This is a genomic window from Serratia sp. PL7, assembly GCF_945957435.1.
Genome location: NZ_CAMFLB010000001.1, coordinates 1,189,041 through 1,203,029, shown reverse-complemented (window position 1 = coordinate 1,203,029; position 13,989 = coordinate 1,189,041). Strand labels below are relative to the sequence as shown.

The window sequence follows — 13,989 nt, the reverse complement described above, 5'->3', positions numbered from 1 at the left end:
TCCACCGGGCGATGGGCAACCGTCGCCCGGTCATGCGATATGCGATCCGGTTCTTAGGATATGAGTTTTAAGTTTTTCCCATTCGGTTTAGCGGCGATTACTATCACCCTCAACGTAATCAACGATCCGGAGGGAATATGCAAAAGCTCACTCGTTTTCTGGCCCTGCTCGGCGAGCTGATGATCGAAAAAGCCGACGATGTCGCGCCACAGGCTACTCAGCCAGACGATCGCGACGACGCGTTGCCACCGCGCCTCGAGCGTGGCGTTCCGCTGGCCGACCGCTTCCTGTTCATGTGATTTACCGCGCAGTTTAACCCGCTTACACTGACCGCACGATATGTTCGCGCAGCCACCGGTGCGCGGGATCCCGATGCGATCGTTCGTGCCACAGCATGGTCATTTCAAACCCCGGCACCGCCAGCGGCGGCTCGAGTTGTTGCAATAAAGGCTGGTTGCGCACCAGCCGCTCCGGCAGCATCGCCACCAAATCGGACTGCGCCAGCACCGAGATCACGAAGAGAAAATGCGGCACGGAAAGCACCACGCGCCGCGTCAGCCCCACGTCCGCCAGCGCTTGGTCGGTGATGCCGTAGAAACCGGCGCCGTCCGGCGAAACCATCACCTGCTCCAATTCGCAAAATTGCGCCAGCGTCAGGTTTTCATGCAGTTTAGGATGGCCGACTCTGCCCACCAGCACATAGCGTTCACTGAACAGCGTGCGCTGACGCAAACCGGGCGGCGCCCCTTCACGGGTGTGAAACGCCAGATCGATCTCTCCCTGTTCCGCCAGTTTGGCGATGCGTGACGGCGCGGTTTCCAGCACCGCCAGCCGGGTGCCGGGCGCCGCCGTGCGCAAACCGTTCAGCGCCGGCAGGACGATGGTGGATTCGCCGTAGTCGAAGGCGGCCACACGCCAGGTATCGGTCGCCACGGCGGGATCGAACGGCGTCGCCGGCGTTACCGCCAACTCAAGCGCCGCCAGCGCCTGGCGCAGCGGTTCCCGCAGCTGCTCCGCTCTGGCGGTAGGACGCATGCCGCGCGGGCCGGGCAACAGCAGCGGATCGTCAAAGATCGCCCGCAGTTTGGCGAGATGCACGCTGACCGCCGGCTGAGAGAAATTGAGCCGCTGCGCCGCGCGCGTAACGTTGTGCTCCGCCAGCAGCGCGTCGAGCGTCACCAGCAGATTGAGATCCAGCCGCCTTAAATTATTCATGGTTATACCTGGGATAACGGTAATTCATTTCTAATATACCTTGTGACGTCCTAACCTGCAGCTCTCACACCAAGGAGAGTTGCTATGAATGTGCTGATTGTTTACGCCCACCCGGAGCCGCAGTCGCTGACCGGCTCACTGAAAAACTTCGCCGTTGAGCGCCTGACGCAGGCCGGTCATCAGGTACAGGTGTCCGATCTGTACGCCATGAAGTGGAAAGCGGCACTTGACGCCAACGACAGCCTGGAAGGTGCATCAGGGCCCCGTTTCGATCCTTCGTTGGATTCCCAGCGCGCGTTTGCCAACGGCGTGCAGAGCGCCGATATCGAACGGGAGCAGCAAAAATTGCGCTGGGCGGACGCGGTGCTGCTGCAGTTTCCGCTGTGGTGGTTCTCGATGCCGGCGATTCTGAAAGGCTGGTTCGAGCGTGTCTATGCCTATGGTTTTGCCTACGGCGTCGGTGAGCATTCCGACACCCATTGGGGCGACCGTTACGGCGAGGGGACGCTGGCGGGCAAACGGGCGATGCTGATCGTCACCGCCGGCGGCTGGGAATCCCATTACGCCCCGCGCGGCATTAACGGGCCGATCGACGATATCCTGTTTCCGATCCAGCACGGCATACTGCATTACCCGGGATTCGAGGTGTTACCGCCGTTTGTCACCTATCGTGCCGGAAAGACCGACGAGACGCGCTTCGCCGCCCTGTGTGAACAGCTCGGACAGCGGCTCGACAATCTGTGGCACACTGAGCCGATTCCGTTTCGGCGGCAGAACGCCGGTGACTACCTGATCCCGCAGCTGACGCTGAAAGCACATCTCGCGCCGGGGCAAGACGGTTTTAGCATTCACCTGAAATAGCGCGAACCGCTCCTCTTATCGCGGCGCTGACGCAGCGCCGCCCCCGAGGAGGAGTTTGGCGCCCAATCCCATCATGACCAAGCCCGTAAATCTCTGCTGCCACACCAACAACCGAGGATTGCGGGCGAGCCATTGCCCCACGGTGCCGGAGGCCATAGCGACAGAGCCCAGCGAAAGGATCCCGGCCAGCTTCTGAATGGAACCTAAAACGAGCAATTGCAACCAAACCGGCCCGGTTTCAGGGTTAACAAACTGCGGGAGGAAAGCAAACATGAACAGCAGCGACTTAGGGTTGGTCAGGCTGTTAATTGCCCCTTCTTTCACCGCCTGCCACCCGGTCATCATCCGGGGTTTCAGCACGGCATCGGAACGCTGCCGGCTTACCTTCAGCATTTTTATCCCCAGCCAGACCAGATAGGCGGCCCCAACCCAACGCAATACGTCCAACGCCAGCGGATAACTATGCAGCAGCGTGGCGAGGCCGAGCACCAGCATGGAAACCTGCACCATACCGGCGACAAAAACCATGCCGAAAACATTGAGCAGCGCGATGCGACGGCCTTGGCCGATACCCCGGGCCAGCGTGAGCATCATGTCCGGTCCGGGAGAGAGTTCCAGAAGGGTGAGTGCAACAAGAAAAGCAATAAACGTTTCGGCTGAAGGCATGGGGTTATCACCGGCGAGTCAAAGGATACGGCAATCATATTCCTCCCCGGACATTCGCAACAGCACTATCAGACGCATCCGGGGAGTGTCGTTAACTCAGGGCGGCGAGAAATGCCTGATAGCCTTGCGCGCTGCTATCCAATTCGTGGGATTGCAGCGGTTCCACCGTCCCGTCCGAAGCGGCTTCCTTGCCGTAAAAGGCAAAGAACGAGGCATAATCAGCCCGCACGTAATCGGCGGTCACTTCAAACGGCCGGAAGATCTCCTCCAGCGAGTAGCGATAACGCCCTTCACGCGCGTAATCTTCTGCGCGCACGCCCGCCGTGACCGCCAGCGCCAGTTTCTTGTTCTGCATCTTATAGCCGCTGCGGGAACCGTAGGCCCAGCCGTAGGTGAGCACGTCGTCCAGCCATTTTTTCAGCAGCGGCGGGCTGCTGAACCAGTAAATCGGGAACTGCAGCACGATGTTGTCATGCGCTTCAATCAACTGCTGTTCTTTGGCGACGTCGATCTGCCAGTCCGGATAGGCCTGATGCAATTCGTGCACCGTATACCGCTCCGGATAGCGACGCAGTTCCTCCAGCCAACGTTTGTTAACCACCGAGTTCGCCATATCGGGATGGGCCACGATCACCAAGGTTTTCATACTGATTTCTCCAGTCAGGTGTTTCGACGCATCTTAGGGTATGCTGACAGAATGTAAAATACGCACACTCACGACACATACTTACCTTGGAGAAAGTATAAAATGACCGCCGAATCTCACTGCAGCCCAACGGGCATCAGTCTCGAAGACACCGGCTATGGCTACACCCTGTCGGTGATCAACGGCAAATATAAAATGATTATTCTCTACTGGCTGGCGCTGTATAAGCCAGTATTGCGGTTCAACGAGCTGCAGCGCTGCATCGGCACCATTTCGTACAAAACGCTGAGTTCGACGCTGAAAGAGCTGGAAAAAGACCGGCTAGTGGTGAGAAAGGAGTATCCGCAGATCCCGCCCAAGGTGGAGTACAGCCTGTCCGAACGCGGGCGTTCGCTGATCCCGGTGATCGACATGATGTGTAACTGGGGGGAACAGCACCGGCCGGAACAGCCGGTGCCCTGAGAGGTTAGTTGTCCGCCGCCGCTGAGGTTGCCGGAGCGGGATCGTCGTGCTCAACCAACGCGTCCGCCGGCCGGCACTGGCGCAGCGTGCGTACGCTGAAAGCCACCAGCACGCCGAGCACGGCGGCGAATGCACCAAACGACAGCACGCTCATCAACGGGGTGAACACCCTGCCCAGTACGCCGAGCCCCAGCGCACCGATCGAGTCGCCGGTCACGTCCTGCGCGGTGCCCAGGCTGTTCACCCGCCCAAGCAAATGATCCGGCGTGTTGCTCTGGATCAGCATGAACTGCAGAAGTGAGGCGATAGCGTTGGCGTAGCCGTAGCACACCAGCGCCAGCAGCGCCGGCGCCAGGTGGCTGAACAGCCCCAGTGACGCGATGGCGGTGAACGCGACGATAGCGGCGACCAGGATCAGCACGCCAGGGCGAGCGTATCGCCCCACCCAGCCGCTGGTCAGCGCGCCCAGCATCGCACCGAGCGGCACCGCGGAGTACATCAGGCCGATAGAGGACGCGCCAACGTGGTAAGCGTCCTGCGCCAGCGCCGGGAACAGCACCCTGACGGCGCCGACGATGCTCATCAGCATCCCCAGCAGCACCACCGAGCCGACCACCTTATTGCGCCAGACAAACTGGAAGCCGCTGGCGAGCGCACGCAGCGGGTGTTCCGGCTCCTGCTGCTGCGGCAGCAGCGTCGGCAAGCGCACCAGCGGGACCAAGGTGCCCAGCGTCCCTGCCGCCGCGACGGCGAAGGCGAGACCGACACCCCCGAACACGATGATAATCCCGCCCAGCGCCGGTGCGAGGATCGCGCCGATGCGCACCGTCACCATGCTCAAGGCCCCCGCCGCCGCCAGGTTTTCACGCCCGACCAGCAGCGGGATCACCGCCATCAGCGCCGTCATACCCAGCGCGCCGAAGAAGCCGTCCCAGGCCGCCAGCAGGTAGAGCGCCCACAGCGACGGTGCCGGGGCGAAGGCGTTCAGGCTCAGGGCGACAAAGCCCAGCCCGCAGGTGCCGCGCGCAAACAGGATAAGCTTGCGGCGATCGTAGCGATCGGCCAGCACCCCGCCCAGCATCAGGCCGATAAACATGCCCACCCCGTCCAGCGCCACCGCCACGCCCACCTGCAAGGTGGAGCCAGTCATCGCCTGGATCTGAATCGGCACCCCTACCGCCAACATGCCGAGGGAAAACACCGACAGCATGCGGGCGCAGAAAATCGCGCGAAAATGCGCATTGCTTCTCAGCAAACTGAAATCAAGAAAAAAAGAAGGTCTGGCCATAGTGTCCTGCATAATGTTTTTGTACGGGCCGGGACGCACGTCCCCCGGCCCGGTTGCGTTATACCAACCCGTATTGCCGCGTCAGCAGCTCGTGCAATAGCGGGCCGAGCGTCTCCAGCGAGGCCGGCGACAGAATGTCCGCGTGTTCGCAGCGCTGGTGATGGCAGATCAGCCCATCCAGATACGGCGCCCACACGGCGTCGATATCCATCTCCGGCGGCAGCGTCTGGTCGGCGACAAACAGCGTTGCCGTGCCGTGGAAACGCTGGCTGCGCGCCTGGGACAGAATGCGCACCGCATCGCGGTAGTTGGCGACGATGCTGTCGAACATCGCCGCCTTCTCCGCCATCAGCGCCGGATCGCCATGATCTTCCGCCATAAACTCGGCCTGCTCCTGCGCCACCTCTTTCTGCGCGTCCTCCTCGCTGGGGCCGGTCCAATCCTGGCCTTCCGGCGGATAGGTATCCAGCATGCCGAGGAACGCCACCTCTTCACCCTGCTGCTGCAGGCGCGCGGCCATCGAGTGTGCCAGCGTGCCGCCGAGCGAATAGCCCAGCAGGTAATAAGGTCCCTGCGGCTGCAGGCGGCGCAGATTGGCCAGATGACGATCGACCATCTGCTCAATGTCCTCGCAGGTGGCGATAGCGCCATCCGGCCTTGGCGACTGTAGGCCGATGATCGGGTAGTTCCCCGGCAGATAACGGCTCAGCCCCGAGTACTGCCAGGCGAAACCGGAAGCCGGATGCAGGCAGAACAGCGCGGGGCCTTGACCCGCCCGCAGCTGCAGGCACTCGCCGACGCCACGGCTCTCGGCCGAGTTGGCGGCCTGCGCGTCATCGAGCAGGTGCGCCATCTTCTCTAGGCTACGGGCAAACATGATCTGCCCGACGCTCAGTGGCCGAGGGACGCGCCGACGCAGCTCCGCCGCCAGACGCATCGCCAGCAGCGAATGGCCGCCCAGCGCGAAGAAGTCGTCGTCGGCATACACCGTCTCACGCCCCAGCAGTTCCCCGAACAGCGCTGCCAGCAGGCGCTCGCTGTCGCTCTCCGGCGTGCGGCCGCTCTGGTGGCTCAGCTGCGGCCGTGGCAATGCCTTGCGATCCAGTTTGCCGCTGGCACTGAGCGGGAAGCTGTCGGTCATGACATAGCTGACCGGCATCATGTGCGCCGGCAAACGTTGCTCCAGCGCCTGATGCAGCGCGCCGGTATCCAGCGTCACGCCCGGTTGGGCGATCAGCCAGGCAACCAGCTGGCGCATATCGGCCCCGCCCAGCCCCGTCGCGCCCTCGCCCAGTTCGATGGCGTGCACCGCCGCTTGCGCTACCCCCGGCTGTGCCAGCAGCGCCTGCTCGATTTCGCCCAGCTCGATACGCTGGCCACGGATCTTCAGCTGATCGTCGCTGCGCCCCAAATACTCGACGCTGCCGTCTTCCAGCCAGCGGGCGATATCGCCGGTGCGATACATGCGCGCGCCGTTGCCGGCGGGATCGGCGACAAACCGCTGCGCCGTCAATCCCGGCCGATGCAGATAACCATCGGCCAGCTGAATGCCGCGCAGGTAGAGATCGCCGGCGCAGCCGACGGGTACCGGCCGCAGCATGGCGTCGAGAATGCTCAGTTGGGTGTTCCAGACCGGTTTGCCGATCGGCACGCCGGCGCCGTTCACCGCCGCCAATGCCGCGCCGGACGCCGGTTGATAGGTGACATCGACCGCCGCCTCCGTCGGGCCATACAGGTTGTGCAGCGGTGCGGTAACCAACGCCTGATAGCGGGAAGCCAGTTCACACGACAGCGCTTCGCCGCTGCAGAACACGCGTTTCAGGCTGGCGGCGGCGCGCTGTGGCGCCCGCTCGTTCAAGGCCTCCACCCAGATAGCCAACATGGATGGAACGAAATGCAGCGTGGTCACCCCATAGTCGTCAATCAACGTCGTCAGCGCCTGCGGATCGCGGTGCGCCTCCGGCGGCGCCATCACCAGACGCGCGCCGACCATCAGCGGCCAGAAGAACTCCCAGACGGAAACGTCGAAGCTGCACGGCGTTTTCTGCAAGACCACGTCCTGCGCATCGAGCGCATACTCGTGCTGCATCCAGAACAGGCGGTTGACGATCGCCCGGTGGTTCACCACCACGCCTTTCGGTCGCCCGGTAGACCCGGAGGTATACAGCACGTAGGCGGGATAATCGCCGTTCCCCGCCGGTGGGCGCGGCGCCGGTTCGCGCCCGCTGTCGTCCAGCACATCGAACCGCAGCGTCGGCGCCAGTGCGGCAAAGCGGGCGTCCAACGCACTTTCGGTGATAATCAACCGTGGTTTGGCGTCCTCCACCATGTAGGCCAACCGCTCGTCCGGGTAGCCGGTGTCCAGCGGCAACCAGGCGGCGCCGGTCTGCACAATCGCCGTCAGCGCCAGGCTGAGGCGCACGGAGCGTGGTAACGCCACCGCGACAATATCGCCCGGCTGAATGCCGGCCGCCGTCAGCCGCTCGGCCAACAGCGCGGCCTGGCGCTGCATGTCACGGTAGCTGAGGCTGTGCCCGGCATCCTGCAGCGCGATGCGTTCCGGCGTGCGCCGCGCTTGATCGGCGATCGCCTGATGCAAGGTGGTGTCCGCCACCGCCTGTCCAGTGCGGTTGACCGCCGCGATCAGCGTCTGTTCCTGCGGCGTTTGCAATTGCCAGCGTGGCAGCGGCAGATCCGGCTGGGCAATCCACTGTTGCAGCAGCGCCATTAGCCGCGCGGCGAAGCGCTCAGGCTGCGGCACCGAGGCACGGTACTCCATCAGCAGGCGCAGACGGTCGCCCGGCAGCACCAGCAGCGTCAGCGGATAGTGGGTATAGCCTTTGTTGCGGATTGCGTCGCAGCGCAGCGACCCTGCGCCGCCCAGCAGAGCGTCGTTGTCCGGATAGTTCTCTACCACCAACAGCGTATCGAACAGCGTGCCCGCCCCGGCCAGGTGCTGGATCTCCCCCAACCCCAAATCGTCGTGCTCCAGCAGTTCAATCTGCCGGTGCTGCAGTTCGGTCAGCTGTTCCGTCAACGAACGGTCATGCTGCAGACGAACCCGCACCGGCAGCGTATTGCTGAACAGGCCTACGTGTTCCTCGACCCCTTCTATCTGGCCAAAGCGGCCGGAAACCGGCGAGCCGAACACCACGTCCTGATGGCCGCAATAGCTGGCCAGCTGCAGCGCCCAAATGCCCTGCATCACGGTATTGAGCGTCAACCCGCGTTCGCGGCACAGGGTCAGCAAGCGTCTTTCCTCGGCCGGCGGCAGCGTCATTTCCAGCTCATGCACGCGATCGTCCTGCACTTCACCGAACAGCAACGTTGGGCGCACATCCTGCAGCCTCTCACGCCAGATGCGGCGCGAAGCTTCAGCATCCCGCGCGGTCAGGCGGCGCACGATATCGGCGTAGTTCGAACGCAGCGGCGGCAGCGCCTGCTCGCCTTCACGCAAGGCCAGCATCAGATCGTTGAGCACCACCGGCGTCGACCAGCCGTCGACGATCAAGTGATGGGCATTGAGGAACAGCGTGTGGCGTTCGCTATCGCCGTGTTTGACCCACAGCGCATGCAGCATCGCCCCCGGCTGGTTGAACAGATCGCGCTGCAGTTCCTGCTGCTCCAATTGATTCAGCGCCTGCGCTTCTTGTTCGGCGGACAACGGCGGCAGCCTGTGGCTGTCCAGCGGCCAATGGCTTTCCTGCGGTATCAGCTGCAGCGGTTCGCCTTCGCGGTTGAATCGGGCGGCCAGCTGCGGATGGCGGCGGATCACCGCATCCAGCGCCTGCTGAAGGTGATGCGCGTCCAATTCTCCGCAGAGACTCAGGCGCGTCAGCGAGTTATAGCTGCCGCCCTGCTGCGCCGTCTGTGCATGGAACAGCAGGCCGTGTTGCAACGGCAACAGCGGCAGGGCTGCGGTTAACGGCCCATACGCCCGTTCCCAGGCGCGCACCGTCTCATCGTCAACGTTCGGCTGGGCGATCTCGGCCGCTACCAACGTCGCCGCCGCGCGATCGGGATGCCGTTCGGCAAATTCGCACAGTGCACGCACCGCTTGCTCGATGCCGCTGTGCAGCTGCGTAATGTCGCTCTCGCTGAAAATCCCCTCCAGCCAGCTCCAGTTGATCGCCAGGCACGCGCCGTCGCGCCGCTCTTCGACAAAGATATTCACCTCCAGGCCATACGACAGCGCCTGCTGCGCATCCTGCGCCACGGCGAAGGCGTCGCGGAAGCGGGTTTGGCTGCGTTGCGGCGCCCAGTTCCCCTCGTCCTGGCTGAAGCGCCCGAGGTAGTTGAATAAAATCTCCGGCGCATTGCGCTGCGCCAGCGCCGCCAGTTCGTCACGCTGCGGGTGCAGATAACGCAGCTGGCCGTAACCGATGCCGCGATCGGCTACCGCACGCGTCGCCCGTTTCACCGCGCGCACGGCCTCATTGTGCTCAGCGTCATGCAGTTCGATGCGCAGCGGATACTCCGCCGTCAGCCAGCCGACGGTGCGGGCCAGATCGAGGCCGTCGTCCAGTTCGGCGCGGCCGTGCGACTCCAGAGAGAAACGCAGCGAAGCGGCCTGGAAACGCTGGCGACAGGCCTGAGCCAGCGCGCACAGCATGATCTCTTCAACCTGCGCGCGGTATCCCTGCGGCAAGGTGCCGAGCAACGCGGCGGTCAGCCGGCTGTCGATCAGCGTGCGCCGTTCGCTCACCGAGGCGAGGCGATCGGTCTGCGGATCCAGCGCGCGCCGGCCCAAACGCGGCACGTCGTCCGCCAGCATCTGCCGCCAGAACGGCAGCTCGGCTTCGCGGCGTTCGACGTCGGCTCGTAGGCGTGCAGACCACTCATAGAGCGAGGTTTCTTCCGGCGGCAGCGTGATCGGCTGCCCCTGCATGGCGCTGTCGGCCACTTGCCGCAGTTCGTCGAGCAAGATGCGCCAGGAAACGCCGTCGACCACCAGATGGTGGATCGCCAGCACCAGCCCCAGGCTCTGCTCGTCGCGCTGCAACAGGATGGCTTGCATCATGGCGCCGGCCGCCGGATCGAGATGGTCAAGCGCGGCATCAAACGCCTGTTCCGCCGCTGATTCCAGCTCACCGGACACGGTATTAACCTGCATCAGCTCACCGGCGGCGGCGGTTTCAACCACCAACTGACCGTCGCGGATCCGCGCGCCCAGCGCCGGGTGTGCCGTGTGCAGCTGTTCCAACGCATAACGCAGCTGTTGCGGCTGCAGCTCGGCAGGTACACGCAGGAAAACGCCGTGCGCGAAGCGGCGATGCATATCGCCCGTCTCGGCAAACCAGTGCAGGATCGGCAGCCCGTCGATCGGGCCTTGCTGTACGCTGCGTGTAGCCAGAGAGTCTATGGCCAGCGGCTGCATCGCCTGCGCCATGCGCGCGGGGGTGTGCAGCGCGAAGATCTCGCGCGGCCGCAGCAGATACCCTTTGCGCCGCAGGGCGGTACCCAGCCCCATCGCCGAGATGCTGTCGCCGCCGAGCGCGAAGAAATCGTCGTCGGCACCGACGCGATCCATCCCCAGCAGCTGCGCCATGGCGCCGCAAATCAGCCTTTCCTGCTCGGTGGCCGGCTCGCGAATGCTTTGCGCCAGCGTCTCCTGCGGTTTTGGCAGCGCCTGGCGGTCAATCTTGCCATTCACGTTAAGCGGCAGCTCCGGCATCACCACCAGGATCGCCGGCACCATATAATCCGGCAGACGCTGCGCCAGTTGCCCCAGCAGTTCGCTTTGCAGCGTGGGTGAGGCGCGCCGCGCGTCATTCTGCACCGAGCAATAGCCGATCAGGCGATAGGTAGCGCCGATCGGCTCGGCGATCACCACCGCACGCCCCACGTCCGGCAAGGCGGCCAAGGCGCTTTCCACCTCACCCAGCTCGACGCGGAAGCCGCGCACCTTGATTTGGTGATCGGTCCGGCCAATGAATACCAGCTGACCCTCCGCGCTCCAGCGCATCAGATCGCCGCTGCGGTACATCACCTCGCCTTCGGCGAACGGGTTGGCGACAAAGCGCGCCGCCGTCAGATCCGGGCGCCGCAGGTAACCGCGCGCGATGCCTTTGCCGGAAATGTACAGCTCGCCCGCCGCGCCGATCGGCACCGGCTGCAGCCGGCTGTCGAGCAGCCAGACGGCGGTATTGGCGAGGGGACGCCCGATCACCGGCTGATCGGCGGCCGTGACCGGCGCGCCGAGGGTATCGACGGTATATTCTGACGGGCCGTAATAGTTGTGGATCTCCACCTCCGGATGCTGCTGCATCAGGTTCCACAGCGTCGGCGTTGCCGCCTCACCGCCGATCATCACGAACGCCGGCAGCGGGAACTGCCCCTTCAGCAGGCCGCAGTCCACCAGTTGTGAGAAGAACGACGGCGTGATGTCCAGCAGATCGATCGGCGTCTGTTGGGTTTGTTCCAGAAGCGCCCAGGGGTCGCGGCGCAGCTCCTCGTCGAAGATAACCAGTTCGCTGCCCATCATCATGCAGAACAGCGGTTCCCAGGAGGAGTCGAAAGAAAACGAGGCGGTATGGCCGGCGCGCAAGCGGCGCGCGTGGCGAGCCTGGAATTTTTCGATCGCCGGGCCAAACAGAGAGGCCTGGTGCGACAGGAACAGGTTCAGCAGCCCGCGGTGCGTGGACATCACGCCCTTGGGTTTGCCGGTCGAACCGGAGGTGTAAATCATATAGGCCAGATGCGCCTCGTTCAGCGGCGCACGCCGTTCGTCGTCCGTTATCGGCGTGGCCTCGGCAGCCGCGCAGCGCGCCAGGCACGCTGCGTCGTCCAGGCACAATACCTGCGGCAGATCCGGCATATTGAGCTGCGTCGCGCGGTGGGTCAGCAACATTACCGGCCGCGCGTCGTCGCACATCAGCGCCAGGCGTTCACGCGGGTAATCCAGATCGAGCGGCATATAGGCCGCGCCGCTGGCCAACACGCCGAACAGCGCGACCAGCGTGTCCACCGAGCGCGGAATGCCGATGGCCACCACGTCTTCAGCGCCGATGCCGCTTTCGATTAGCACTCGCCCCAACTGCATCACCCGTTCGGAGAGCTGCCGGTAGCTGAGGCGCTCGTCGCCGCAGGCCACCGCCAATGCCTCAGGCTGGCGCTCAACCTGGCGCTGGAACGCATCCAAGATTGACACCATGCCCGTCGGCGGCGTCAGATCGGCGCCGCGCCCCCAGGCCGCGAGTTGCCTTAGCTCCCCTTCGCCGATCAGCGCCAGTTGAGCGTTCGGCTGGTGCGGCTGTCGCGCCAACTGCTGCAGCCAATGGCCGATGCGCTCCGCGTGATGATGCAAGGTGCGCGGCGAGTATTTGGCCGGGTTGGCCACCAAAGACAGCGTCAGCACACCGTTGCGAAAGCCGATCTCAAACTCCAAGTCATCGACCGGCCCCATCGCCAGCGTATGGGTAACGGCCGCTTGGCCGTCGAACGACAAGGCGCTGTGGTAGACCTTGACGTTGATCACCGGCCCGTACAGTTCCTGATGGCCACCGACCAGGCCGAGATCGCGCTTGATCTGCTCCGCCTCATAGCGTTGATGGCGGCGCGCCTGTTTGATCTGCGCTACGGTCGCCTGGCAGACGTCCGCCAGCGACAGCTCCGGCGTCACGTTCAGCAGCAGCGGCAGCACGTTGACCACCGGGCCGACCGCCGCCAGCGCCTGCGACCCCATCCGCCGCATGAAAGGAAAACCGACTGAGAAGCGGGTTTCGCCGCTCATGCGCGCCAGATACATCGCCAGCGCCGCCGTGACGATGTCGGCCGGTTGCAGCGCCTGCAACGCGTCGTCGCGCAGCGCTTCGTCAAACAGTGACTCCGGCAGCACCAGCACCTGTTTGAGCGGCCGGGCGCCCGGTTCAACCTCCCGGCTTTCCGTCGATAATGACAGCGGCGACGGCAGTTCGCGCAGATGCTGGCGCCAGAATTCGGCCGCCCGCTCACGTGCGGGCGACGTTTGCCATTGCTGAAACTCTTCCACTACCTTGCCGAACGGGGTAAACGGCGAGGACACCGGCGACAGCCCGTGGCGCAGCGCGCGATAGATATCGGCGATCCGGCGGGTGATGGCTTCGAAACTGAAGCCGTCCAGGGTCAGATGATGAAAGCGCTGGTACCAAAACCAACGATTGGCGCTGACGCGGATTATCGCATGGCGATAAAGCGACCGTTCGCCGTCCGCAGGCAAATCCTGCGCCAGATCGTCGTTCATCAGCGCCAGCGCCGCCTGTTCGGCGTCCGGCTGCGCGCTGAAATCGAACCACTCCGGCGCCTGTACGCGTGCGGGGTCCGCATTAAGCGGTAAACGTTGCATTGGCTGGCCGTCCTGCGCCTCAAAGAACCGCGCCTGAACCGTATCCGCTTCGGCCAGCCCCTGACGGATCGCGCGCTCCAGCGCCGAACGATCGATAGCGCCGTGCAGTTCGGTGTAGTGCGCCACCGCGAAGCTGTTGCGCCGCAGCGCGATTTGGTCGGCGATCCAGATCCCCGGTTGCGCCGCAACCAGCGGATAATCCCGATACTCGACCTGAGTATCCGGTAAAGAAAGCGTTTCTGACATGGTGTCTGTCCTTTCCCTCAAACGGAATGTATCGATGTGGCTGCCTGGCGCTTAACGCGCCGCATCCGCCGCTTTCAGCGCCGCCGGCCGCATGTCCTGCCAGTGCGTTTCGATGTAGTCGATGCATTCGCCGCGCGACGCCGGCCCCATCAGCACGCGCCACCCCTGCGGCGTATCGGCAAACTGCGGCCACAGCGAGTACTGCTGTTGCGTGTTGATCAGCACGGAGAAACGGAGATTTTCGTCATCGAACGGGTTTTGTTGTTCCTGAGTCATTTGCCT

General features: G+C 63.9%; 9 protein-coding genes. 3 read left to right on the top strand and 6 right to left on the bottom strand.

The annotated features are described in order from the left end of the window. The first annotated feature begins 137 nt into the window (after nucleotides 1-137). Nucleotides 138-299: a hypothetical protein gene (locus N6G83_RS05635; protein ID WP_162837924.1), complete on the top strand. Its 162-nt coding sequence runs from the start codon at nucleotides 138-140 to the stop codon at nucleotides 297-299. Between the two features lie 22 nt (nucleotides 300-321). Here the strand turns inward: N6G83_RS05635 and N6G83_RS05630 are convergent, their stop codons facing one another. Then, the gene (locus N6G83_RS05630) at nucleotides 322-1,215 is read right to left on the bottom strand and encodes a LysR family transcriptional regulator (RefSeq protein ID WP_060433088.1); all 894 of its coding nucleotides are present in this window, start codon (nucleotides 1,213-1,215) and stop codon (nucleotides 322-324) included. 84 nt (nucleotides 1,216-1,299) lie between these two features. Here N6G83_RS05630 and N6G83_RS05625 point away from each other — a divergent pair, with 84 nt between their 5' ends. Continuing rightward, a complete protein-coding gene (locus tag N6G83_RS05625) occupies nucleotides 1,300-2,076 on the top strand; it encodes an NAD(P)H-dependent oxidoreductase (RefSeq protein WP_127145917.1) in 777 nt (258 codons plus the stop codon). A gap of 15 nt (nucleotides 2,077-2,091) precedes the next feature. Here the strand turns inward: N6G83_RS05625 and N6G83_RS05620 are convergent, their stop codons facing one another. Next, complete coding sequence (locus N6G83_RS05620) at nucleotides 2,092-2,742, bottom strand: LysE family translocator (RefSeq protein WP_072008229.1); 651 nt, start codon at nucleotides 2,740-2,742, stop codon at nucleotides 2,092-2,094. A 91-nt stretch (nucleotides 2,743-2,833) separates the two neighbouring features. Continuing rightward, entirely contained in the window at nucleotides 2,834-3,388 is a 555-nt protein-coding gene (locus tag N6G83_RS05615) for an NAD(P)H-dependent oxidoreductase (RefSeq protein WP_043137298.1), read from the bottom strand. Between the two features lie 102 nt (nucleotides 3,389-3,490). Between N6G83_RS05615 and N6G83_RS05610 the strand changes: the two genes are divergently transcribed. After that, a complete protein-coding gene (locus N6G83_RS05610) occupies nucleotides 3,491-3,850 on the top strand; it encodes a winged helix-turn-helix transcriptional regulator (protein ID WP_025302868.1) in 360 nt (119 codons plus the stop codon). A gap of 4 nt (nucleotides 3,851-3,854) precedes the next feature. Here the strand turns inward: N6G83_RS05610 and entS are convergent, their stop codons facing one another. Genes entS through N6G83_RS05595 form a run of 3 tightly spaced genes read right to left on the bottom strand, consistent with a single transcriptional unit; the run spans nucleotide 3,855 to nucleotide 13,983 of the window. Next, entirely contained in the window at nucleotides 3,855-5,138 is a 1,284-nt protein-coding gene (gene entS, locus N6G83_RS05605; RefSeq protein ID WP_043137289.1) for an enterobactin transporter EntS, read from the bottom strand. A 58-nt stretch (nucleotides 5,139-5,196) separates the two neighbouring features. After that, nucleotides 5,197-13,707, bottom strand: coding sequence for a non-ribosomal peptide synthetase (locus N6G83_RS05600; RefSeq protein WP_260514858.1), 8,511 nt, complete (start codon nucleotides 13,705-13,707; stop codon nucleotides 5,197-5,199). A gap of 51 nt (nucleotides 13,708-13,758) precedes the next feature. Next, nucleotides 13,759-13,983 carry an MbtH family protein gene (locus N6G83_RS05595; RefSeq protein WP_197770297.1) on the bottom strand — a complete coding sequence of 75 codons (225 nt, stop codon included), beginning with the start codon at nucleotides 13,981-13,983 and terminating at the stop codon, nucleotides 13,759-13,761. Nucleotides 13,984-13,989: the final 6 nt, after the last annotated feature.